The organism is Pseudoalteromonas sp. S1727 (assembly GCF_005886375.1).
GTDB classification, from domain to species: Bacteria; Pseudomonadota; Gammaproteobacteria; order Enterobacterales; family Alteromonadaceae; genus Pseudoalteromonas; species Pseudoalteromonas haloplanktis.
On sequence record NZ_PNDT01000013.1, the window covers coordinates 1 to 23984 of the forward strand.

The window sequence follows — 23984 nt, forward strand, 5'->3', positions numbered from 1 at the left end:
TTCGGGCTTCGGGCTTCGGGCAAATATTTAAAAACCTTGCTGTTCATGCTGCAAGGTTTTTTATTCAAACTAGACCTTCCAACTGCCCTAATCAGCTTCTAACGCCGAATAGTTTCTTCAAGCTTATTGGTTAAACACAAACTGTACGCGTATAGCGAATTTTAAGCGTGATATAACAGTTATCGGCTACTGCACAACTTCCTATGTAGCTCATATAAAGTGCAAATTGTGTTAGCGAATGATTTTCGTAACGCGATTTACACTAAGCTGCTCACCTGTCTCATGTAAATCTACGTGTATCCAAGGACAAGCTCGCTGCCGCCACACTGACCATGTAAACATTTAATCAACATTAACAAGCGATCTGTCGCCATTAGTAGAGTAGGAAGGTTTAAAAAAGTGCCTTGCTAGCGCTAGCTTGTCCAACATCAACTTTAGTAAATTGTTAACAGTTGACACAATGAAAAAAGGTACTATATTGTATAGCCAAGGCCAATAATGAACCAGAATCACCTAGTTTGATTGATTAAGTTAACGAGTCTGTGCTCATAAATAATGACGACATGGATATTTTACTTCAGAACATCATTTAAACCTTTTTACTCAATGCCGATTGGTGCTGAGTGCTAAACGCTATATTTGATGTTGTTCTAACACAAAAAGATAAACACTACGTTTGAAATATTTTTAACAAAAATGGTAGGTTAATTTTATAATGATAAATAAATATAGTAAGAAATTGTCTCAACAAAAAGCAGCTGCAATAGTGTTGCTTGCAGCGAGTTCCAGTAGTTTTTATACGGCTCATGCTGCAGAAAATAAAGTTTTTGTTGACGTTAATTTAGACACTAAACACCGTATTGGTAATATTGAAAACTTTGACCGTCAAAAATTTATTTCATTGCATTCCGCTCCAACAGAAAATGAGTGGGGTCATGATAATAGAGGAAATAACGCCAATCCCGACTTAATTGCTAGCTTTATTAATGGCTATGATGTGTATTTTGGACGTGATACGGGATACATGAAAAATCAATTATTTGCTCAAAAGCAGGATAGTAATCGTTTAGGTTTCGTTGATGAATCTGTTGTAACGGCCAAGGGCAACGCTGCAATTAACTTATTTAAAAATAGCAATGCAGATCAATTCGTTAATGCCCGACGTTTTAAAAATAGATCTAAAGATATGATTGTTGGTGGACAAGTTCATCCTTACTACCCTGACGGAACCAATATAGGTAATAGTAACTGGTCATTTTCGCAAAAAAATACTCAACAAGAGCCAATTGGTACCGCAACGGGCCACTACATGGGACAATTTTTACAAAAATATTTTGCACAAACAAATACAGCCCCAGGAGCGCCAAAACCAGCTTATTTAGAAGTTGTTAATGAACCTCTGTATGATTTAAATATTGCGCCTAAAAACGGACGAGATAAAGCTCCGATAGCTGATATTTTCAAATATCATAAAAGTGTCGCAAAAGAAGTTCGCAAAACTAATAATCAAACATTAAACAAAAATGTCAAAGTTGCAGGCTATACCGTTGCCTTCCCTAATTATGATTGGAATAATTTCGAACGCTGGGAAAATAATGACAAGTTATTCATTGATACGGCTGGTGCCGATATGGACGTATTTTCTATTCACTTGTATGACTTCCCTACGCATCCTCGTGGAGAAGAATATCGGCGCGGTAGTAACGTAGAAGCAACATTAGATATGTTGGAGCAATACTCAAACATTAAGTTTGGTCGAACTAAACCATTGTTAATTTCAGAATACGGTGCGTCAGTGCATGCTTTGCGAAACAAACCTTGGACACATGTCAGAGATGCCGAAAAGCTACGTGGTTATAACGCACTATTAACTCAGTTTTTAGAACGTCCAGATGTAATAGCGAAAGCAATTCCATTCATCCCAGTTAAAGCTGAGTGGGGTCGCCACACTGACACGGGCTACCCTTATGAAAATCGATTAATGAGACAAGAGTTTGAGAAATATGGGCAAACGGGAACCGACTGGGTTTACACTGATTTAGTAAAATTCTTCCAATTGTGGTCTGATGTAAAAGGTGTGCATGTTGATAGTTGGGCATCTGATCTTGATATTATGGTCGATGCGTATGTAAGCAATAATAAAGCACATATCATTATGACGAGCTTGGAATTTCAAGATACTGATGTCTCATTAAAAGCGCTGGGCGTCGACGAAAATTCGGTTAAATCCGTTAAAATAAAAACATTGCTTTATGACAATAATAACCATGCGCTATTAGATACTAAAACGCTTTCATCGGTACCTGGAACCGTATTTTTACCAAAAGAAAGCACCAAGATCATGACGATTACCTATCACAATAAAATTAATATTGATAAATTTAATCAACAACATAAGTACTATGCCACATCTTATAAGCAGCCAATAAGGGCGAATGTTGATATGTTTTTTAATATTCAAGATGTAGAAGTAGGTGCACAAGGTGAAGCAGTCTTACGCTTAGGTATCGGTCGCGCTCACGGTAAATCGCTAACTCCGATAGTAAAAGTGAATAGCGTGCCAGTGCAAGTACCAACCGATTTTAGAGGATATGACCAAAAACAAGGTAAAACTCGCAACGGACGTGCTAGCTTCTTTGGTGTAATAGAGATCCCAGTACCCCACAACTTACTGCAAAAAAGCAATTGGATACGTATTAACTTTAATGATGCTGGTGGATTTGTAACAAGCGCAGCTTTGCAAGTGGTCAATAGTAGTGATGAAATTATACGCTCACTTTAAAAGCAAAGGGTCAACCTAAGGGTTTCCCATTGTTTTTAATAGCGTTATTTAAAGAGATCGTTTTGCTCAAGCGATCTCTAAACCTCTTTTATAATTACCACCTTGAGTGAACTTTTTCGATAAGTAGCGTCCCTTTTAAACTTTACCTGAAAACGAAGTTCCTCCTCTTCAGCGCTAAATGTACCAGCATCTAATTAGAATAGTATTGCCACGAGGTTTTTTACATCCATGATTACGAAATGATGGTGAGTTGCTAAACTCGGTCAAAAGAATAAAAACGTTAGCTACTTTGCAGGTGCGACCCGGTGATGCATGCAGTTTTAACAATAACTAAGTTATAAACAGTGCTGGCACAAACCTTGTAAGTATTCAGTTATCGCAACAATTTGCCCTTGCTTGCTGTGTAATTAAGCAATTATTACGCAGTAAACAAGGCATTTTTACAAGGAGGCACTGTGTCTAAGTCTGCAATTTTATATCGCATGGTAACTAAGGAGCATATTTGCCCGTTCGGCTTAAAATCAAAAGATTTACTAGCGCGTAATGGTTACGATGTTGATGATCGCCACCTTACCAGCCGCGAGCAAACTGATGACTTCAAACAGCAGCATGATGTAAAAACTACGCCACAAACCTTTATTGATGATAAACGTATTGGCGGGTACTATGACTTGCGCGATTTTTTCAACCTTTCTGATGCGGGTCAACAGGGCACAAGTTACACGCCGGTGTTAGCCATTTTTGCAGTCACTCTATTACTCAGCTGCGGGTTTAGTTTTGCCAGCGGCGACGCTTTATTATCAATGCAAAATCTAATGTTGTTTGTTGCACTATCGATGGCTGTTTTAGCCATTCAAAAGCTGCAAGACTTATACAGCTTCTCAAACTCATTTATTACCTATGACTTACTTGCCATGCGCGTGGTGCCTTATGCGTATGTTTATCCTTTTATAGAAGCCTATGTTGCCATTGGTATGGTAGCCAAATTACCAGCCTTAGCTGTGGCGCCGTTCTCGTTATTTATCGGCGGTATTGGCGCAGTGTCAGTATTTAAAGCGGTGTATATTGATAAGCGAGATCTTAAATGTGCCTGTGTGGGGGGGGACAGTAATGTACCACTAGGTTTTATCTCATTAACCGAAAACCTATTTATGATAACCGCAGGTATTTGGATGCTAGCTAGTTGATAAAACATAAAATAGTTTTGCCACTTTATTGCAGCTCTATCATGGTTAAAGCAGCAAAATTTCGCTAGTATGGCGTGGTGTTATTTTTTATTAACGCTTCATCAATTAGGAATTTATGAACAAAGATCTACTGCTCCACCCGGTACTTATTTCATTAGTCGTGATCACCATTGCCTTTAGCCTTAAAGCACTGGTTGATAGGTTTGCACGACATAAAGCACAGAAAAAAGAAAAAGATATTCGCTATATTTCGCACAATATTAAGCACTTTATTAACTTAGTAACTGTGCTTTTACTGTTATTCGTTTGGTCTACTGAAATTCAGAACTTTGCGCTGTCGATCGCGGCATTTGCGGTGGCTATTGTATTTGCAACCCGAGAGTTTATTCAGTGTGTAATTGGCTTTATCTATTTAGTTACCACGCGCCCATTTCGGGTTGGCGATTGGGTGCAGGTTGGTGAATATTATGGTGAAATAGCAGAAACCGATTGGATCAAAACCACTATGCATGAAATTGATATGCATACCTATCAGTTTTCCCGTAAGACTATTTATATCCCTAATAATAAGCTGATCACTAGCCCAATTAAAAACCTAAACTTTGTAAAACGTTTTACCACACACCACTTTAGTATTGTGCGTAAGGAAAGCTTTAATCCTTACCCTATCTATACCACTTTAAGTGATAAGGCAAAGCAATGCTGTGAAGAGTTCCAAGATGTAGCAGGACGCTATAACTCGATTATTGAAAGAAAGTTAGATGCTAAAATTTCCGGTCCAGAGCCAGAGATACACTTTAGTACCACTGATTTAGGTGAGTTTAAAGCCAGCTTTACGTTATTCTGCCCAACTGAAAAAGCGCTTGAAATAGAACATAAGCTAACCGAGTATTTTATGCAGCTTTGGTACAGCGAAGCTGCAAAACAAGAAAGCAGTAACACCTCACATAACAAAACGACTTAAGCTAATAGTTTAAGCTTACCACTATACGGTACAGCTTGACTCACTTGATTAAAAGTAAGTGAGCCAAGCTGTTAATGTTAGCCACCTGTTCTAAGATCTCGTTCAAACTCAGTTTCAGTTTTCACTGGCTGACAATGGGTTTGCACTGTACTTTTATTTGCCTCATCTTTGTCGGTGCTAAAAATGGTGTAGTTATAATCTGTTTCGACTTCACCACCTAGGCACTCATGCTCTGCATACACCTCATTGCTATGGCCATCTTTTATTTCTTGTGATGCACACCCGGCTAAGAGTAAAAACACCGTTAAAACGGATAAAAATTTCATAACATCCCCTGTAAAGCTACTTTAGTAAATTATAATTCATATTCAAAATGCACTGAGGGAAGCTTGTTAAGTAATGGCAACAGCGATCTTTCTCTTATTAAATCATCACGCTCATCATCTAACATTTCTCGCTCCCTGTGCAGCTCTTTACGTTTATTACTGCCAACTGTTTCGGCACTTAACTCATCCCTAATGGTATTAAGACGCCAATTTATTTCATCAAGCCGCTGCTCTATTTCAGTTTTTCTTTCCTCAAGTTGATAACGATCATTCCCCTCTTGCCATGCTTTTCTAAACTGCGAGCTGTTACAAACACCATTATATGATTCGCCGCGTATGCCCAATGTGAAGCCGTTCTCAGGCTCACAATACACCGCAAGGCCTTGCTGATAACTAGCTTGATACTCATTTAACTGTGCAGTTATACCAAATTCACGACAAGCGGATATAATTTCCTTTCCCCGCTCATATGTGTAGCCTTGTTGACCATGGCTATAACCAAGCTCCCGCCAATTAGCTTGTGCACACTCTTGTTGAGATAAAGAAGTACACCCTGATAGCAAAATAAACAACAACAAAAGTAAAAACCGATAAGGCATTTTATTTCCTAATATATCAGGGGGTTAATAGAGTACCCATTTTGTATTAGCATTTAGGTAAAGTGAACAATAAAAATGTAACTAGATATTTTATGGTTTCACCATCGCTCTTCACCTTTACAACTTAAAGGCCAACGTCTGGAAGTACAACAAATAGTCGCATTTATAGACTTTTCAGCAGCAAATTTAACCTCTGAAGGTAAATAGAGTCCAATAAAAAAACCTTGAGAGTATGCACTTTCAAGGTTTTATTTATCGCGTTTGGCCGTTATAAAAATTAAGCTGTACCACCCACTGTTAGGTTATCTATTTTCAGGCTTGGCTGACCAACGCCTACAGGGACGCTTTGGCCATCTTTACCACATACGCCTACGCCTTTATCAAGCGCTAAATCATTACCTACCATAGAGATTTGCTGCATAACCTCAGGACCGTTACCAATTAAGGTGGCACCTTTGATTGGCTGCGTAATTTTGCCATTTTCGATTAAATAAGCTTCAGAGGCACTGAATACAAATTTACCTGAAGTGATATCCACTTGGCCGCCACCAAAGTTAGGCGCAAAAATACCTTTTTTAACGGTGCTGATAATATCGGCTTGGCTGTGCTCACCGCCTAACATATAAGTGTTGGTCATGCGCGGCATCGGTAAATGGGCGTATGATTCACGGCGTGCGTTACCTGTTGGGTTAACGCCCATCAAACGGGCATTCATTTTATCTTGCATGTAGCCTTTTAAAATACCGTTTTCGATTAGAACGTTATAGGCTGCTGGCGTGCCTTCATCATCAACATTTAATGAACCACGACGATCGGCAATAGTGCCATCATCAACCACTGTACATAGCTCAGATGCCACTTTTTCGCCCACCTTACCACTAAACGCAGAGGCACCTTTGCGGTTAAAGTCACCTTCAAGACCGTGGCCTACGGCCTCATGCAGTAATACCCCCGGCCAGCCTGCACCAAGTACGACTTCCATCGTCCCAGCCGGTGCATCAACCGCCTCAAGGTTTACTTTAGCTTGGCGTACCGCCTCTTCAGCGTATTCCATCCAACGTGGTTTGCCATCAACTAACTCTTTAAAATAACCATAATCTAAACGCGCGCCACCACCTGCACCACCGCGTTCGCGACGGCCATTTTTCTCTAGTAATACCGAGCAGTTTAAGCGGATTAACGGACGGATATCGGTGGCAAATGTACCATCACTGGCCGCTATTAATACTTCTTCATAGACCGCTGACATTGAACTGATCACTTGCTCTGCATCAGGGGCTAGTTCGCGAATATAGTTCTCAAGCTCGCGTAATAAACTTACTTTGTCGGTATCGCTCATACTTTGAATAGGTTGTAACGGGGCAAATTGTTGTTTTGCTGCTACATCACTAAATACTTGAATCGCTTTGCTTTCGCCTGCTTCGGCAATGCTACGTGCTGCGGTTGCCGCCTTATTTAGGGCTTCGAGGTTAATTGCGTCAGAGTATGAAAAACCGGTTTTTTCACCGCTAACGGCGCGTACTCCAACACCGCGCTCAACGTTGTAAGAGCCTTCTTTAACTAAACCGTCTTCAAGCACCCATGATTCGTGGTGACTTGATTGAAAATAAAGATCTGCGTAATCAACGTTATGTTGATGAATAAAACCGAGCGTTTTTTCGAGTTCTTCTCGATTTAGCTGGCTGTCGTGTAGTAAATGCTGTTCAACCGAATTCATAATAAATGCTCTCTAAATCGTTGGTGAGATTGCACTGGCATATCTCGACGAATGGCGTGCAAGCGGTTTAAATCTGGCTGACAGCCAATAAACCCTGTGCCATTTGCAAGCTCGCTGAGGACATCGCCCCAAGGAGAAATAATAATACTGTGGCCATACGTTGTACGACCATTTTCATGCAGCCCCGCTTGGGCAGCGGCAATCACATAACTTTGGGTCTCTATTGCCCGCGCTGTGAGTAACGGCTGCCAATGAGCGGCGCCGGTTACCGTAGTAAAAGCGCTGGGCACTAAAATGATTTCAGCCCCTGCACGTTGCAAGGCACTAAATAGGCCACTAAAGCGCAGATCATAACATACTGTTAAGCCTATTTTACCAAACGGCGAATCCACTACAACGATATCATTGCCCGCTTGCGTAAAGTGTGACTCACGATACGCCCCCGTACCGTCCGCCACATCTACATCAAATAAATGCATCTTGTTGTATTGGGCGACTACGTCACCTTGATTATTAAAAAGCAAAGAGGCAGCAAAATATTTGTCGTGCTCAGTGGCTATAGGTATAGTGCCTGCTGCAAGCCAAATATCGTACTGACGACATAAGTTACTTAATTGCTGAAGATACATATCAATTTGCTTAGCAATGGCAAGCGTTTGTTGACCACTTTTACTAAATACTAAAAAGCTTTCAGGTAAACAAACAAGTAATGGTCTGGTTGCTGGCAGTTGTTGTAGCTGCTGCGTAAACTGCTCGATATTGGCATCAGCAGACAACCCTGAGCACATTTGTAATGCAACTATCATGGCTTACTCCTTACTGCGTGGCTGTAACAGCGGCATCTTTGAGTGTTAACTCATCTGATGTAGATGCTTGAGGTTGATTTTGTGCAGCTTGTGGAATAGTCACTTCGCGACTTTTACGATCAACTTCTTGTACAACAGGATCGTTCATACTGCCCGTCACTTTAAAGTTTATTTCTGAAATAACCCGCGCGGAATGAATCACCTTATCAATCGCCAGCGCAGCTAACCCCGTCACAGGATTAACCATCCAAGCAACAATCACAGGAATACTTGAGGTCACTTGCGGCGCCACAGCTAAGTCGTAATCAATTTCCATAGTATTGAGGTTAGTGTGGCCTTTAATCGTTAAATCCGCCGGTACGCCATCCATTTTGGTGTCTTGCGTGTACGCTACCCCTTTATCTAACTGCATCGTTCCTTGTAGGCTGTTATAGAAAAAACCTTTTGAAAACACATCCCTAAAATCGAGTTTTAGTTTTCGCACTAGAGAGTCAAGGCTAAGTAACGAAAACACCCGTGCCCCACCGTCGCTGATCTCAGCTAAATGCCCTTCACCTAAACGCCAATCTAACTCCCCTGACAAGCTAGCTATATCAAATAAATAAGGCGCGTCTTGCCACGCAAGGTTAAATTTAATGTCAGCGGTAGAATCTTTTACAGTGGTGGTGATATCAAATTCATCAAACAGCTCGCCAATATCGTCGCTTTGCATATTGCCATTAAACTGGCTCGTGCCTTTTTGCCATTGCCCTCTTGCTCGCAATATATGCTCACCTTTATCAACCACTAATTCGGACACGGTGAGTTTATGGCCGTCACCATAAAGTGATGCACTCACTTTATCGAGTTGGTAAGTGGCAACTTTACAGTCAGCACATTCAAACTCAATGGCGGGTAAGTCACTTAGCCAGCTGTAATCTTGCTCTGTGTCAGATGGGGGTAATTCATCCGTGGTGGGCATAAAATTAACCCGTAAATAATCACTAGCAATATGAATTGGTCGACTTGATTTATCTAGTGGTATCAGCACCTGCGAGCGAAGCTCTTTAGCGTTAAGGCGCAAGCTTAAATCACTGGCAATAGGTGCTAAACGCATTTCAAAGTCATGAAAGGCAATATCGGCTACAGTTAATTGCTGTATCGTGCCCACAACCTCTTTCAGTGGTGGCAATACACCTTGTGTATCCGATTCTACTTGGCTAACTGTAATGATCTGCTGGATCAAGTCAAGCCAAGGTAATAAATCCGTTTGCTCTAAATCAATGGCTACACTAAGGTCTTGTTGGTTTAACCCTAAATCTTGTTCGCCTAAAATAAGGTGCGCATTACTAAATATGCCGCTGCTATTGACTAAAATACCGTTGAAATATAAATTTTCATTAATATTTGCAGTGATCAAATTAGAGATTTCATCGCCTTGAATAACCGCAGTTAGCGGCCAAGGTTCAGTAACCTTTTTACTATAAGGCGCAGGCAGTTCACTGCTCAACCCTTGTAGCTGCGAACTCACATTTGCGCGATAATTAAAACCATCTGTCAAAAAGTTAAGCGCAAGATTAATCGCCACTTCACTTTCGCCATGCAGGTAATCTTTTAATAAACCTTGGCCATGTGAAATTAAAGTATCGGCATCCAGCAGCGCTTTTATATCTATATCGGCACGGTAGTTTTGTGCAATACTTTTGCCCTGAAAGTTTACTTTTAGTGGCATGCCTAACCAATTGGCTTGCGCATTTTTTAAGGTGATCTGATCATCATTAAAATAGAGTTTACCGGTTACACCTTCCAGCTGAAGTCCTGGCTGTGCTAAATACACGGGCAGATTGTTTAAATTAACGGTGCCTTTGGCTTTTACATCAAGCTCATTCAAATCAACAAGTAGCTCAATATTAGCGCTGGCATTGCCCTTACCTTGGATCACCTCAAACACGTTCGCTAATGGATCGGCAATTGGCGTTGCTTTAAAAAACGGTAATAGCTTTTGCACATCTGCCTGCTTGTTAATTTTTACGCTTAGCACATCCGCATTCATCAAATCCGCAATACTCACATGCACAGCATCAGCAACAGCTAAATTGACCAATTGCCCCTGTTGAGAATAAATGTCCATACGCTGATTTTCAAAGTGCAATTTTGCACGACCCTTAGTTACTGCAGGCCAATCAGGAGTAAACTGGTAATGTGCGTTATCAACTTGGGCTAACACCTCAAACTGCCCTGAGTTATCGGCAAACGGAAAGCCGGTTAATGGTCCTGAAAACAACACTTGCGCCAGAGTAAGCTCGCCACCTTTAATTGCTCCGGTCAAGTAATCAACTAGGCTTGCTGTCATTACTGGCCGCGGGAAATAATGACTGGCGATACTAGCGTCAGGTGCAAAGGCTTCAGCGTATAAATCAAGTCGCGGTTGTTCGCCTAAGCTGAGCTTCATTTCGCCAGCAAGGGTAACTTCGTCGTTATCAAGCCAAATATTATCACTGCTGATCTGCCAACCTTGTTCGCTATTGGCTAAATCAATTTGCATATTAAGCTGATTATACTTAATAGGGTGACTAAAGGTGTCACCGGTCAGTAGTTCGTTATTTTCACCAAACAGGTTTATCCGACCCCGATCTTGATTTATCAAGCCATCAACCAATACCCCTTGGACTGCGGGTACGCCTTGTTTAGCAAGCCAACCTATCTGCTGTGCTTCAAACCATAACTGCCACTGCTGCGCAGAGCTAAATTGCAAATATGCATGCTCAACTTGGCCGCTAGGCTGACGAGTTAATAGCGGCTCTAAAGCTGAAAAATCACTAAGTTGCGCCAGTTTTGTGACTAGCTCAAAGTCCAACTGCTGCAGCCAAAATTGCTGCTGGTTGTTATCTAACTGCGCTTCAAATTGAAAATCTGGCCACTGTTGTTGATCATTGGAAATAGCAAGCCCAGAGCTCTTTAACCGCCAACCTTGTTGCCATGGGTAGAGCTCAAATCCCCCTTCACTTAAACTAAATTGGTGGCTCTTTGTATCTTGCTGCCAATGAATAAAACTCGGTAACCATTTAACCGTAACATCTTTGATCAAGCCATTCTCAATACTTAACCATGACTCTAAGTTGATATCTGAATTAAACTGCTCTTTCTCGGTATTTATGTATTGCGCTAACCATTTAGAGACATCAACATTACTGGCTTGCACATAAATATCGCCTAGCATGGTCTCAAGAGTTGAACCTGTCAGCGCCAAGCGCGCATCGAAGGTGCCGACTGAAATCCCCGGTACAGCGAGCGTGCCGCTGCCTAAGTGTTGCTCAGGCTGGTTTTGCCAAACGATGTTTTCTAGAATTAAACGGCGTTCTTTACCGTCGCCTAACATAAAATTAAGGCTACTATTTTCAACGGCAAAATGCCCTGTTTCACCCAAAAATAACCCTTCAATCAGCTCTTTTTGTTCAAACGATACATCACCACTTTTTGAATCCAACATAGTTGGCAGATCAACATTTGCATGAAAGCCGTTGATCACAAAGTAACTCGATTTTAATTGCCGAGTTTTAATGGTTTCCCATATGTTTAGCTCAAGGCTGGCTTTGGCAATAGTGAGTGCAATAGGCGAGGTTTTATTATCTTCAAAGCTTATCTCTTCCAATACTATTGCAGGCCCTTTGCCATGCCAACTGGCAGAAATAGCCCCAATCGATAAGTTAACGGCAAACTTATCAAATAGGTAGTCTTCAATGTCCCCTTTGTAGTCATTAGCATACGGTAGAGTATATTTAAGAACTGAAACAACAACGGCCAGCAATACCAGTGTTATGGCACATATTTGCCATAACTTGCGGATACAAAAAAAACAGACCGTCTTTGCTTTCATTACATCATAACCACATCAAACTGTTCTTGACTATACAGACTTTCGGTTTGGATACTGACTTGCTTGCCAATAAATAATTCAAGCTCAGCAAGGTTATGATACTCATCATTCAATAGCGCTTCACTAACCGCAGGCGCTGCGTAAACCATAAATTTATCAGCAGCATAAGCGCGGTTTACGCGTACAATCTCACGCAGTATTTCATAACAAACCGTTTCCACTGTTTTTTGCGAACCACGCCCAGAACAAGCCGGACACACGTCACACAAAATATGCTCCAAACTTTCACGAGTACGCTTTCGGGTCATTTCCACTAACCCCAGTGCTGATAAGCCATTGATATTCGATTTAACGCGGTCTTTGGCTAACGCAGATTCCAATGAATGCAATACGCGACGTTTATGTTCTTCGCTTACCATATCAATAAAGTCGATAATGATAATCCCACCTAAATTGCGTAGCCTAAGTTGGCGAGCAATGGCTGAGGTGGCTTCTACGTTAGTGTTAAAAATGGTTTCTTCAAGATTGCGGTGACCTACAAATGCCCCCGTATTTACATCAACTGTGGTCATCGCCTCAGTTTGATCGATAATTAAATAGCCGCCAGATTTTAAGGTTACTTTGCGATGTAGCGCTTTTTGAATTTCGTTTTCAACATCAAACAAATCAAAAATAGGTCGCTCGCCTGGGTAGTACTCTAATGCCTCAGAAAGAATAGGCACAAACTCTGCTGTAAAGCTTTTCAACTCTTCATAGGTAAGTTTTGAGTCAACCCGAATGCGTTCCATGTCTTCACCTACGTAATCACGTAAAGTGCGAAATGCTAAGGTTAAATCTTCATGAAGAATACTTTCTTTACTGGTTTTTTTGCGCTTCGTGACTATTTTTTTCCAAAGTTTTTTTAAAAACTCAGCATCGTGGCGCAGCTCAGCTTCGCTGGCTCCTTCAGCAGCAGTACGAACGATAAAGCTGCCGTCTTCGTCGCCATATTCACCAACAATGCTTTTTAAGCGCGCACGCTCTTCTTCACTTTCAATACGCTGACTGACTCCAACATGGGTGGCATCAGGCATAAAGACTAAGTAACGAGATGGGATTGTGATATCTGTGGTTAAACGCGCACCTTTAGTGCCAAGTGGATCTTTAACCACTTGCACCATAATGTACTGACCTTGGCGAACTAATTCGCGAATATCTTGTACTTTTTTGATGGGTTGCTCGTCAACACCTTCAACAATCGAGGCGCTGTTAACGATATCAGAGGCATGTAAAAAAGCCGCTTTATCTAAACCTATATCAACAAATGCAGCTTGCATCCCCGGCAGCACGCGGCTTATTTTGCCAAGGTAAATATTACCGACGATACCTAAATTGCCAATACGTTCTAGTTGAATTTCTTGTAATACACCGTTTTCAATCAGGGCAACACGGCTTTCACTTGGTGTGACGTTGATCAGTAATTCTATACTCATGTTACCTACTTAAGAATTCGCTTAATAATTTTTCGCACTCATATAAAGGTAAGCCGACAACCGCAAAATAGCTACCCGAAATATGAGTAACAAAGCGCCCACCTAATCCTTGAATGCCATAACCTCCGGCTTTATCTTGTGGCTCACCACTTTGCCAGTAGGCTTCTAATTCTTGTTCTGAGAGTGTTTTAAAGCTCACTTGAGTTGTTACAACACAGCTCATTACTCGTTGTTCAGTTGCAAACGCAATGGCCGTTAATACTTCATGGCTGCGCCCTGACAAACGCTTTAGAGTTGCCATAAAGTCAGCTTTATCACGCGGTTTGCCAAGAGATTGGTTATCAATAACAACAACGGTATCACTACCGAGTACTGGGCGATCTGTGTATCCCATTGCAACCCCGGCTTGCGCTTTTAAACGCGCTAAACGCTCAACAAGTTCGAGCGGGGTTTCATTTGCTAGTGGGCTTTCATCAGCATCAACACTAAATTGTGAGAATGGGACGCCAAGCTGAGTTAGCAACTCTTTGCGCCTTGGGGAAGCTGACGCTAAATAAATGGCGGTTTGCATTATCTGATCCTGAAATGACGACGATACTTACGTAACAATAAGAAAATCCAAGGCCAACTTAACATGCCAGTTACGACAGGCCATAAATACTGCGGGTTAAAATAAACATCCATTAAAAAATGATTCAACCAAAACTGCATTAAATGATACAAGGTTAAAAACAAGCCAACGAGTATTGCTTGCTGCCAAATTGAAAAGTTACGAATTTTTTGAAAGTTACTGGCAGTGACAAAAATACAAATTGAATACGTCAGTGAGTTAACCCCAAGTGGTGAACCTGTAGCCAAGTCAATTAATAGCCCCACCACCCAAGCAGTACCAATATTTAGTCGATGTGGTACCGCTAACGACCAATACATTAATACTAATAACACCCAATCAGGACGAAAGGGCTCAAACGAAAAGGGTAATGGCACCAATGCCATGATCAAAGCGAAAAAGATGCTCACGGCAATTAACAAAAAGTAGCGGCTATTCATTACTAATAGTTTCCTGCTGATTACGCCATAAGATCACAAGTAAACGGATCCGATCTAACTGCGCAATTGGCTCTGCGTAAACTTGTGCAAATGGCTGGCCTTCATCACGATTAATTTCAGTTACCACAGCCACAGGGTAACCTTCAGGAAACGTACCACCTAGCCCCGATGTCACCAATACATCGCCAATGCGTACATCTAAGCTGTGTGGAACATGAGAGAGCTTCACTGCATTAATTTTACCAATGCCTTCAACCACAGTACGCACATCATTACGCAAAATACGCACCGGTGTGGCATGGGTTGTATCGGTCATCAGTAATACACGAGAGGTTGTTGAACCAACTTTAGTAAGCTGCCCGACAACACCCATTTCATCAATAACCGCTTGCCCTTCACTTATTCCATCAATAGTGCCACGGTTGATCACCACTTGATGGCTATAAGGGTTAGAGTGCACTGAAAGCACTTGCGCGATTATCTTACGATTTGAGTGTTTAGCAGAAGACCCTAATAAAGCGCGAAGCTTTTGGTTTTCTTTGCTTAAAAATTGATATTGCTGAAGCTGCTCACTTTGCAGTAATTGTTTTTTCTTTAGTGCTTCGTTTTCTGTCAGTAGTTGATCGCGCGTGTGCAAGCTTTTAGCGCCAAGGCTAAATACTTCATAAGGCAAGTTAGCTAAATACAGTAACGGGCTCACTAAGGTATTTAAACTCGTGCGTACTGTAGTGCCACCTTGGGTATAGCGATCGCCGACGATCAACATAACACTCAATACCACTGCGACGAAAAGCCGCAGTTGTAAAGAAATGGCACGCCCAAACATTAATTTCATTAGTCGTAACTAAATACGTCACCACCGTGCATATCTATCATCTCAAGTGCTTTACCGCCACCACGTGCAACACAGGTTAATGGATCGTCAGCAACCACAACAGGTATACCAGTTTCTTCCATTAATAAACGGTCTAAATCTTTAAGTAATGCACCACCGCCGGTTAATACCATACCTTTAGCAGAAATATCTGATGCCAGCTCTGGCGGCGATTGCTCAAGTGCAACCATCACAGCGCTGACAATGCCCATTAATGGCTCTTGTAAGGCTTCTAGGATTTCATGCGAGTTTAGCGTGAATGAACGCGGCACACCTTCAGCAAGGTTACGACCACGCACTTCAATTTCAATCGGCTCATCTGTTTTAAATGCAGAACCAATTTGGTGCTTGATATTCTCAGCCGTTGCTTCACCAATTAAGCTACCGAAATTACGACGCACATAGTTGATGATTGCTTCGTCGAATTTATCACCACCGATACGCACCGATGATGAATACACTACGCCGTTAAGTGAAATAATAGCAACTTCAGTTGTACCACCACCGATATCAACAACCATTGAGCCGGTTGCTTCTGATACAGGTAAGCCAGCACCAATAGCTGCAGCCATTGGCTCTTCAATTAAGTAAACTTCGCGAGCACCCGCGCCCATTGCTGATTCACGAATAGCACGTTTTTCTACTTGCGTTGCACCACACGGTACACAAATAAGAACCCGTGGGCTTGGACGCATAAAGTTATTGTTATGCACTTGCTTGATAAAGTGTTGTAACATTTTTTCAGTTACATAAAAGTCAGCAATTACACCATCTTTCATCGGGCGAATAGCTTTAATATTACCAGGTGTTCGGCCAAGCATTTGCTTCGCCTCAGTGCCTACAGAGGCTACACTTTTAGGACCACCAGCGCGTTCTTGACGGATCGCAACGACAGATGGTTCATTAAGGACAATGCCTTCGTCTTTGACATAAATGAGGGTGTTGGCTGTACCCAAGTCGATCGATAGATCGTTTGAAAAAATACCACGGAGTTTTTTAAACATGAGGCTGGATGACCTTTGAAAAACGTTCTTATGTTAGCTAATGCACTTTAACATGCTGAACCAGTTCAGCAATAAAAAGCGTAGCTACCTTTGTTAATTAGTTAAAAAAGGAAGCATTGCTTCCTTTTTAAATTATTTTTTATCGTTCGCGTACTAGACGAAAACCGATATAGTTTGCACGAAAGTCCGGCGCCAAAATCAAACGCGTTGAGGCACGAGCTAAACTTGGCGCAAAATTCCACGCCCCACCACGAACAGTTACATCCGATTGTTCAGCTGACTTATGAGTCCATTCCCATACATTTCCTACCGTGTCATAGAGGCCAAATGCATTAGGTGCAAACGAGCCTGTTGGCGCTGCACTTTTATTTGACCATTCACTACCACACCAACCACAATTGGCTAAATTCTTACCTATTTCGTTACCCCATGGGTATTCAGTTTTCGTACCAGCGCGTGCTGCATACTCCCACTCAACTTCATTTGGTAAACGATATTGTTGACCTGTTTGACCAGACAACCACTCAGCGTACGCTTTGGCATCATTGTAAGTTAAGCACACTGCAGGAAAGTCACTGCTTTGCTCAAAACCTGGATTACGCCAATTTAAATTAACTTCCCAAACGGGTTCGCCATTTAAGTAATAAGCACAACCACGATTACGCTCAGCTTCGGTTTTATAATTCGTATTAGAAACAAACTGCTGATAAGCACCCACAGTCACTTCTTTATTTTGCATAGCGAATGAGTTTGCTATTACTTTCTCAACAACTGGGCGCTCATTAGCCAGCCCATTACCGTTGATATCACCCATTTCAAACTTACCAGCTGGAATTACAACCATCGCAGCAGCGGCATTATCACCTAATGCAGTACTGGCCACCGGTGTCGTATTACGTTGCTCGCTAGTGTATGTCGGTGCAGCAATCGACTCAGGCTTTTTTACCAGCTTAGCGTGAATTGTCTGCGGCTTTCGTAAATCAACTCGAACGCGATAAGGCTGATACCCTTGTTTACGCACTTCAACATCATGAATACCACTTGGTAAAGTCGTTACCAACCGTGTTGAACCAAAGCTCACGCCATCAATAAACACTTCATCGTCATAAACATTTGAACGCAGTGTAAATTCAATCATTTTATTGGCATCTGCCTGCGGCTTAACCGTTGGCATTGGCATAGGCTTAACTGAATAATCGCGTATCGGTTGCTCACTCATACGCGACACCGAAACATTCGCATTATCCTTGCTATCACTGAATGTTAACTGACTATCTGTAAAAGTCGTATCGTAACTTGTTTGATAACCAGTGCTAAGTGGTGTGCCGTACTCTGAACAGTAACGATTATCAACACTTAATAAACTGCATAAACGGCTGCTGTTTACATCACCACGCATAGTAACACTTAAGTTTACGTTGTAATTACCTTGGCCACTAAAGGCACTATTAACCACATGACTACTTAACACTTGTACCTGAGCACCCGCCATATTGCGTTTAGGCTCTACTAAGCGCTCTTCTGTTAAGTTAGCAAATATTTGGTCAACAAAGCGTTTGGTTGCTTTTTGTAGGCCCATTTGCTGGCCGCGTTGCTCACACGCTGCTAACGTTTCGGTACGTTTACAGTTGATAGTATGGTTAACTTCCAATGTACCTTCACGAGTAAATTCGTTGCGTAAGCGCTCAACTCGAGCCGTTGTTAATTGCTCTTTTAAGCTTTCGAGTGTATTTAACTGGGTATGTTTTGCTACGCGAATTTGTTCAATGTCTTTGCGGTGGGATGCAATTGCCGCCAACTGCATCGCGATATCATCTTTATTTTGCTTATGATCAACCACAGCCTGCTGATAACGCGCTTGTGCAGCACTGATATCAATAGTGGGATCGTCAATTAAACGACGATACATTTCATTCATGGCATCAAGCGCTTGATTTTTTTCTTTATCTAACTCAGTTGAACGAGTTCGTAATAAATCTAGTTGGCTTTGTAACTGACTTTCTTCTTTTAAGTGTTTTTCAAGTATCTGTGTAGCGTTATCGTATTCAGCTTGTTTAATACTAATCTCAGATTCAATTCCAGTAACCGTGGCTGTATCTTGTGCAAATGCACTTGATGCAAACAAGCTAGCTGAAATTAATAGAGATAAAGGAGCAATTCGCATATATTCCATTCCCAAAAAGCGGCAATTATTTGGTCATTATTTATTTTTTATAATTAAACTCTTATGCTATGTACTTGCAAGGCAAAACACAAGCTTTGTTCAAAAATTATCTGAGTTTACAACTATTCACACTAGTCTTGCCAGTAAATAACCGATTCATTGCCTGAAAACAGCTTATTTTCTGAATCATTTTCCTGTTCTTGCCTAATTTGTTAATCTTATCTTCCCATTTACTTTAAGTTACCACTGTGAATTTACTAGCTGAGTCTGCATTACAAAAAATCACTTGCCCATTGCTGAGTGAAAAAAAAATATCATTATCAGTAAAACGAGACGATCAACTACACCCACTTATAAGTGGTAATAAATGGCGTAAACTTAAATACAACCTCATGGCTATGCAAGCGCAAGGAAAAACCGAGCTCGTTACTTTTGGTGGTGCTTTTTCAAATCATATCCATGCCTGTGCAGCAGCCGGAAAACACTTTAATATTAAAACCCATGGCATCATTCGTGGACCTGAACTTGACTGGCAAAACCCGACCTTACAATTTGCCAAACAATGCGGGATGCAATTACATCCAGTTACTCGACTAGAGTATCGTGAGCGCCAAAACCCTGATTATTTAGCGCAATTACAAGCACGCTTCCCCAATGCTTACATATTGCCAGAAGGCGGGACGAACAAGGCTGCACTACAAGGATGCAGTGAACTTGCTAAGTCATTACCACAAGCTGACTTCGTAATATGCCCAACTGGTAGTGGCGGCACGCTGGCAGGGTTAACTGAAGGCTGCGATAACAGCACGCAGATTTTAGGAGTTGCGGTATTAAAGCAAGCTGAGTATTTAATTAATGAAATAAAATCGCTAAGTCCAATTGCAGCACAACAGCAGAACTGGCAATTACTCACCCAGTTTCATGATGGTGGCTATGGTAAATTTAGCTCTGAACTTTGGCAATTTTGTTTAATGATGCAAAGCCAACATCAATTACCTTTAGAGCCAATTTACTCAGGTAAAATGATGTACGCTTTATGGCAATTAATAGAACAAGATTATTTTCCTGAAGGTAGCCGGATCATTGCCATTCACACTGGAGGATTACAGGGATTAGATGGACTGCGCTATCGCCAGCTTATATAAAAAATCAATTTACCGTTACATTGGTAAACTCTTGCAAAGGCTCTGTAAAATAAAATCCTTGCGCGCCAACAACGCCGAGCTTTTTCAGCATATTAAGTTCTTGTTGAGTCTCAACACCAACCCCGTATACAGGTAAGTTGACTCGTTCCGCTTTGGTAACTATTTGGCGCACCTGCTTTTGCTGCGTTATATTTTTATCAATATTATGAATTAAGTCGTAGCTCAACTTTAAGCCTTTAATCACTTTATACTTATCTAATAAAGTGACTTTACTGCTCGATGAAACATTATCAATTAACACCGAGCTACCAACTAATTCGATCCTGCTAAAGGCAAACTTCAACAGCTGCAGGTGTTGATAAAAGTCCACTTCAGATATTTCAAACTGCAACTTGTTTGCAGCCTTAATATTACCCATTCGCTTACCAAACCAATGCCAGTAATCATCATCAAACCAATTTAAAGCATGCAGATTAATACTTACGGTTAAAGGGCTTGGTTCACTCTTTAATAACTTAATAACCTGATCTAATACTGTTTTATCTAACAAGGTAATTGCGTCATCACTTTTCAACTGTGGGATAAACTGCTTAGCCGACAACATACCAAGTGATTTATGACGTACACGAATTAAAGCTTCATGCTGTAATATATCACCACTGGCAAACTCAAACAGTGGTTGAAAAAACAACATAAACTTCTTTTTTCCAATGTAGTCAGCAAGGTTTTCAAAACTATTTGCTAATACTGTGGATCGCGTGTAGTTAAATGGCACACGATGAATATGTTGCCACGCACTTTGCTTTGCGAGTGTAAGTGCCGATTTTGTTAATTGATACACTATGGTTTGGTCAGCACCATCACGGTAATTACATACGCCTATTTTTATTTCTTTACGGGATAAATCACCACGATAAGGCAAAGATGCTTGGTAAATAGTTTGATGTAATCGCTTTGTGTAAGTATCAATTTCGGCTTGAGGTATATTTTCTAGGGTAATTGCCAAGCCTCCAGAAGACAATAACTTTACAGATACCCGAGATAGCTCTTTAAAACCTTTAACCATTATAAGTTTGAAATGACGTTCTAAATCAACGTTGTCAGGAAATGGTTGCGCGCAGTAAAGTAACGCAAAAAGATGCTGATGGTTACTTTGAATCCCATACATGCCCGTGATTGCTGGGTTTTCCCCTGTTGTCGCTTGTTGTTTAGGTATCAGTGCTTTTGTGCTGCCAACTGCCATATCATGATGTGATACCTTAACGGTGGTTTGTTGAGTGCTTTTGGCACTTGTAAATTGCGTATTGCCGATTTGTGGCGAAACCTCATCAGCACTATCATGGCGCCTAAAAAGCACTCGCCACCAGCGGTAGCCCCAGATCGCCGCACCTATCATAACTAAGTTAAGTAAAATAAATAAGTGGCTTTCTACAACCCAAAAAGGCCAATGGTAAAGCTTTAAACTAACCGTTTTATAATTAAAAATCTCACTATCTTCCGCCATAAAAGCTGAAAAATGAAACGGCATACTCCCTGGTTCAAGCATGAAACCATGATCATCTGCAAGAGCTGCAATTATCTCCCTATCTGCGGTTTGCTCCAGCTTTAAATTATACACTTGCTTGGCTAATTGGCTGCCTTCGAGATGTACTTTTTGATGCAATATCTCTCCAAGTAAGAGATTAAATACGGTTAGTAAAAGCATAAAAGCAATCACATAAATACTTAGCATCCGTACTTGTGCATTGTTAAATTGAGTCACCATGGCTGTTACGCTGTTTGTACTAATAGCTAAAGTGTTGTTCAAGATCCTTATAAACACAAGGCTGAGAGCAGACTTAAAATGTTACCCAGCATTTAAAATAAAAAACTTTCGTAATTTTAATTACTAAGCCTTAGGGTAAATTTCATGCCTTGGCAACAATCAGCCTGTACTTATAATTAAGTGAAGGTGCTTTGCTTAACACCCAGAGATAAGTTTGCCGTATTGGTCAATAATCATTTCACCATCTTCTTTGTAAAATGCGCACTGTGGCCAATTATCAAGTAAGCTTAATACCGCTTCGCTCGGGCGTGCTAATTTCACTCCTTTTGCAGTACAAACGATGGGGCGATTCACTAAAATCGGATGCACGAGCATTGCATCTAGAATTTGCTCATCAGACACGTTGTCATCTAATAAGCCTAATTCTTTAGCCGGTGATTTAGTGACTCTAAGCGCTGTTTTCGGGGTTAAATCTGCCGCAGCAAACAAAGCAAGGAGTTGCGGTTTAGTCCAGCCTGATTTTAAATATTCAATTACCACAGGTTCATAACCTGACGCCTTAATTAGCCTTAATACATTTCTTGATGTACCACAATCTGGATTATGATGAATTACAACCATAACAAGCTCCTCGACTATATATTTACTGATTAAATAGACCGTTGATTTACACGTTCACTTAACTGCTCAGCTGATTCAACTCGCTCCGAGTATCTATCGACAAAGTAGTCTTTTTGATCGCGTAATAACAAAGTAAATTTAATGAGCTCTTCCATCACATCCACAATACGATTATAAAAAGCCGACGGTTTCATACGACCATCTTCGTCAAATTCTAAGTAGGCTTTTGCTACAGATGATTGGTTAGGGATTGTAACCATGCGCATCCAGCGACCTAGAACACGTAACTGATTCACGACATTAAAAGATTGAGAGCCACCACAAACCTGCATCACAGCCAAGGTTTTTCCTTGCGTAGGTCGCACGCCCCCTAAACTCAATGGCACCCAATCAATTTGATTTTTAAATACACTGGTCATAGCGCCATGGCGTTCAGGCGAGCACCACACTTGCCCTTCTGACCACAGCATTAAATCTCGTAATTCTTGTACTTTAGGGTGTGACTCATCTTCACTGTCGGTTTGCGGTAAACCTTGCGGGTCAAAAACTTTCACTTCAGCGCCAAAATGCGTGAGTAGTCGCGCACTCTCTTCAATAACCAGCTTACTGTATGAACGCTCTCTTAAAGAGCCATATAACAATAAAATTTTTGGCTTATGCGCAGAAAAATTTAAATTAAAGGCGCCAGCAGCCGGAACATGACTATGTACTTGCTCTAGATTTGGTAACTCAACTTTATGTGCCATTTACTCTAACTCCTAATAAAATGCGCAGACCAAACATATGAAATATCGAATATATGAAATTTCACATGTAAATTAATTAAAGTCAAAGTTTATTCAGTATAAAATTGCTTATAGTCACAAAAACTGCCTAACAAAAATCAAAAAAGCCGCTTAATAGCGGCTTTCAGGAGTATTTTTCAACATTTTGTTTTTTGTCTTGAATTAAAACGGGATATCGTCATCAAAGTCAATGGGTGGTTCCATTGGATTTGATGCGCCGCCTTGTGGGGCATTTTGTGGTTTAGGTGCAAAACCGCCTTGTGGTTGGCCGCCACCTTGTGGAGCATAGCCACCACTTTGGTATTGATTATTCTGTTGCGGAGCTGGCTGCTGGCGAGCGGCAGGAGCTTGTTGTGGAGCAGGCGCATAACCACCACCACTTTGTTGTGGTGCACTTTGTTGATAACCACCACCTTGTGGAGCGCTTTGCTGTTGGCCGTAACCACCTTGAGATTGGCCGCCTTGGCTTTGTTGTTGACCACCTTGGTAGCCACCACCTTGCTGATCGCCACCACGTGCGCCTAGCATTTGCATTTGCCCTGTAAAGCCGTCTACTACGATCTCAGTGGTGTATTTCTCTTGGCCTTGTTGGTCGGTCCATTTACGTGTTTGTAATTTACCTTCAACGTAAATTTGTGATCCCTTACGGCAATATTCGCCGACAATTTCAGCCAATTTGCCAAAAAATACCACACGGTGCCATTCTGTTTTATCAACCATTTGACCGGTGTTTTTATCTTTATAGCTATCAGACGTTGCTAAGGTAATATTCGCTACACCATTGCCATTAGGCATATAACGTACTTCTGGATCTTGACCTAAATTACCAACCAAGATTACTTTGTTCACACCGCGTGCCATGGACCT

19 protein-coding genes are annotated in these 23984 nt (G+C 41.3%); 4 read left to right on the forward strand and 15 right to left on the reverse strand.

The genetic code is table 11. The annotated features are described in order from the left end of the window. The first annotated feature begins 715 nt into the window (after positions 1 to 715). From CWB85_RS04960 to CWB85_RS04970, 3 genes are all read left to right on the forward strand, one after another. On the forward strand, positions 716 to 2782 hold the full coding sequence (locus CWB85_RS04960; protein ID WP_138554291.1) for an agarase: 2067 nt from the start codon (positions 716 to 718) through the stop codon (positions 2780 to 2782). 455 nt (positions 2783 to 3237) lie between these two features. After that, positions 3238 to 3969: a glutaredoxin family protein gene (locus CWB85_RS04965; RefSeq protein ID WP_138554292.1), complete on the forward strand. Its 732-nt coding sequence runs from the start codon at positions 3238 to 3240 to the stop codon at positions 3967 to 3969. Between the two features lie 115 nt (positions 3970 to 4084). Further along, positions 4085 to 4933, forward strand: coding sequence for a mechanosensitive ion channel domain-containing protein (locus CWB85_RS04970; protein WP_016709496.1), 849 nt, complete (start codon positions 4085 to 4087; stop codon positions 4931 to 4933). A 77-nt stretch (positions 4934 to 5010) separates the two neighbouring features. Here the strand turns inward: CWB85_RS04970 and CWB85_RS04975 are convergent, their stop codons facing one another. The 11 genes from CWB85_RS04975 to CWB85_RS05025 form a co-directional block, all read right to left on the reverse strand. After that, complete coding sequence (locus tag CWB85_RS04975; RefSeq protein ID WP_016709497.1) at positions 5011 to 5259, reverse strand: hypothetical protein; 249 nt, start codon at positions 5257 to 5259, stop codon at positions 5011 to 5013. A gap of 29 nt (positions 5260 to 5288) precedes the next feature. Beyond that, the gene (locus CWB85_RS04980) at positions 5289 to 5858 is read right to left on the reverse strand and encodes a DUF2799 domain-containing protein (RefSeq protein WP_016709498.1); all 570 of its coding nucleotides are present in this window, start codon (positions 5856 to 5858) and stop codon (positions 5289 to 5291) included. A 277-nt stretch (positions 5859 to 6135) separates the two neighbouring features. Then, entirely contained in the window at positions 6136 to 7575 is a 1440-nt protein-coding gene (gene tldD / locus CWB85_RS04985) for a metalloprotease TldD (protein WP_016709499.1), read from the reverse strand. Then, on the reverse strand, positions 7572 to 8381 hold the full coding sequence (locus tag CWB85_RS04990; RefSeq protein WP_138554293.1) for a carbon-nitrogen hydrolase family protein: 810 nt from the start codon (positions 8379 to 8381) through the stop codon (positions 7572 to 7574). The genes tldD and CWB85_RS04990 overlap by 4 nt, the downstream gene beginning before the upstream one ends. 10 nt (positions 8382 to 8391) lie before the next feature. Then, positions 8392 to 12237, reverse strand: coding sequence for a YhdP family protein (locus CWB85_RS04995; protein WP_138554294.1), 3846 nt, complete (start codon positions 12235 to 12237; stop codon positions 8392 to 8394). After that, positions 12237 to 13709, reverse strand: coding sequence for a ribonuclease G (rng, locus tag CWB85_RS05000; protein ID WP_016709502.1), 1473 nt, complete (start codon positions 13707 to 13709; stop codon positions 12237 to 12239). The genes CWB85_RS04995 and rng overlap by 1 nt, the downstream gene beginning before the upstream one ends. Before the next feature lies 1 nt (position 13710). Continuing rightward, a complete protein-coding gene (locus tag CWB85_RS05005) occupies positions 13711 to 14280 on the reverse strand; it encodes a Maf family protein (protein ID WP_016709503.1) in 570 nt (189 codons plus the stop codon). After that, positions 14280 to 14759 (reverse strand): rod shape-determining protein MreD, encoded by a 480-nt coding sequence (gene mreD, locus CWB85_RS05010; protein ID WP_016709504.1) that lies wholly within the window; start codon positions 14757 to 14759, stop codon positions 14280 to 14282. The genes CWB85_RS05005 and mreD overlap by 1 nt, the downstream gene beginning before the upstream one ends. Further along, entirely contained in the window at positions 14752 to 15594 is an 843-nt protein-coding gene (gene mreC, locus CWB85_RS05015) for a rod shape-determining protein MreC (RefSeq protein ID WP_016709505.1), read from the reverse strand. Before mreC ends, mreD begins: the two co-directional genes overlap by 8 nt. Beyond that, the gene (locus CWB85_RS05020) at positions 15594 to 16637 is read right to left on the reverse strand and encodes a rod shape-determining protein (RefSeq protein WP_016709506.1); all 1044 of its coding nucleotides are present in this window, start codon (positions 16635 to 16637) and stop codon (positions 15594 to 15596) included. Before CWB85_RS05020 ends, mreC begins: the two co-directional genes overlap by 1 nt. Before the next feature lie 139 nt (positions 16638 to 16776). Beyond that, positions 16777 to 18801, reverse strand: a complete 2025-nt coding sequence (locus tag CWB85_RS05025; RefSeq protein ID WP_016709507.1) for an SUMF1/EgtB/PvdO family nonheme iron enzyme — start codon at positions 18799 to 18801, stop codon at positions 16777 to 16779. A gap of 248 nt (positions 18802 to 19049) precedes the next feature. Between CWB85_RS05025 and CWB85_RS05035 the strand changes: the two genes are divergently transcribed. Then, positions 19050 to 19946 (forward strand): 1-aminocyclopropane-1-carboxylate deaminase/D-cysteine desulfhydrase, encoded by an 897-nt coding sequence (locus CWB85_RS05035; protein WP_138554296.1) that lies wholly within the window; start codon positions 19050 to 19052, stop codon positions 19944 to 19946. Between the two features lie 4 nt (positions 19947 to 19950). Here the strand turns inward: CWB85_RS05035 and CWB85_RS05040 are convergent, their stop codons facing one another. From CWB85_RS05040 to ssb, 4 genes are all read right to left on the reverse strand, one after another. After that, the gene (locus tag CWB85_RS05040) at positions 19951 to 21753 is read right to left on the reverse strand and encodes an EAL domain-containing protein (RefSeq protein ID WP_016709509.1); all 1803 of its coding nucleotides are present in this window, start codon (positions 21751 to 21753) and stop codon (positions 19951 to 19953) included. Between the two features lie 153 nt (positions 21754 to 21906). After that, positions 21907 to 22332, reverse strand: coding sequence for an arsenate reductase (glutaredoxin) (arsC, locus tag CWB85_RS05045; protein WP_138554297.1), 426 nt, complete (start codon positions 22330 to 22332; stop codon positions 21907 to 21909). A 29-nt stretch (positions 22333 to 22361) separates the two neighbouring features. Next, on the reverse strand, positions 22362 to 23078 hold the full coding sequence (gene arsH, locus CWB85_RS05050; protein ID WP_138554298.1) for an arsenical resistance protein ArsH: 717 nt from the start codon (positions 23076 to 23078) through the stop codon (positions 22362 to 22364). Between the two features lie 201 nt (positions 23079 to 23279). Beyond that, positions 23280 to 23978: a single-stranded DNA-binding protein gene (gene ssb / locus CWB85_RS05055; protein ID WP_016709517.1), complete on the reverse strand. Its 699-nt coding sequence runs from the start codon at positions 23976 to 23978 to the stop codon at positions 23280 to 23282. Positions 23979 to 23984 lie beyond the last annotated feature (6 nt).

Coding starts and splice junctions, on each gene's coding strand:
- rng (WP_016709502.1), bottom strand. CDS start 13,709: ATGAGTATAGAATTACTGATCAACGTCACACCAAGTGAAAGCCGTGTT.
- CWB85_RS04990 (WP_138554293.1), bottom strand. CDS start 8,381: ATGATAGTTGCATTACAAATGTGCTCAGGGTTGTCTGCTGATGCCAAT.
- arsC (WP_138554297.1), bottom strand. CDS start 22,332: ATGGTTGTAATTCATCATAATCCAGATTGTGGTACATCAAGAAATGTA.
- tldD (WP_016709499.1), bottom strand. CDS start 7,575: ATGAATTCGGTTGAACAGCATTTACTACACGACAGCCAGCTAAATCGA.
- CWB85_RS04980 (WP_016709498.1), bottom strand. CDS start 5,858: ATGCCTTATCGGTTTTTACTTTTGTTGTTGTTTATTTTGCTATCAGGG.
- CWB85_RS05025 (WP_016709507.1), bottom strand. CDS start 18,801: ATGCGAATTGCTCCTTTATCTCTATTAATTTCAGCTAGCTTGTTTGCA.
- CWB85_RS05020 (WP_016709506.1), bottom strand. CDS start 16,637: ATGTTTAAAAAACTCCGTGGTATTTTTTCAAACGATCTATCGATCGAC.
- mreD (WP_016709504.1), bottom strand. CDS start 14,759: ATGAATAGCCGCTACTTTTTGTTAATTGCCGTGAGCATCTTTTTCGCT.
- mreC (WP_016709505.1), bottom strand. CDS start 15,594: ATGAAATTAATGTTTGGGCGTGCCATTTCTTTACAACTGCGGCTTTTC.
- ssb (WP_016709517.1), bottom strand. CDS start 23,978: ATGGCACGCGGTGTGAACAAAGTAATCTTGGTTGGTAATTTAGGTCAA.
- CWB85_RS04995 (WP_138554294.1), bottom strand. CDS start 12,237: ATGAAAGCAAAGACGGTCTGTTTTTTTTGTATCCGCAAGTTATGGCAA.
- CWB85_RS04970 (WP_016709496.1), top strand. CDS start 4,085: ATGAACAAAGATCTACTGCTCCACCCGGTACTTATTTCATTAGTCGTG.
- CWB85_RS04960 (WP_138554291.1), top strand. CDS start 716: ATGATAAATAAATATAGTAAGAAATTGTCTCAACAAAAAGCAGCTGCA.
- CWB85_RS04975 (WP_016709497.1), bottom strand. CDS start 5,259: ATGAAATTTTTATCCGTTTTAACGGTGTTTTTACTCTTAGCCGGGTGT.
- arsH (WP_138554298.1), bottom strand. CDS start 23,078: ATGGCACATAAAGTTGAGTTACCAAATCTAGAGCAAGTACATAGTCAT.
- CWB85_RS05005 (WP_016709503.1), bottom strand. CDS start 14,280: ATGCAAACCGCCATTTATTTAGCGTCAGCTTCCCCAAGGCGCAAAGAG.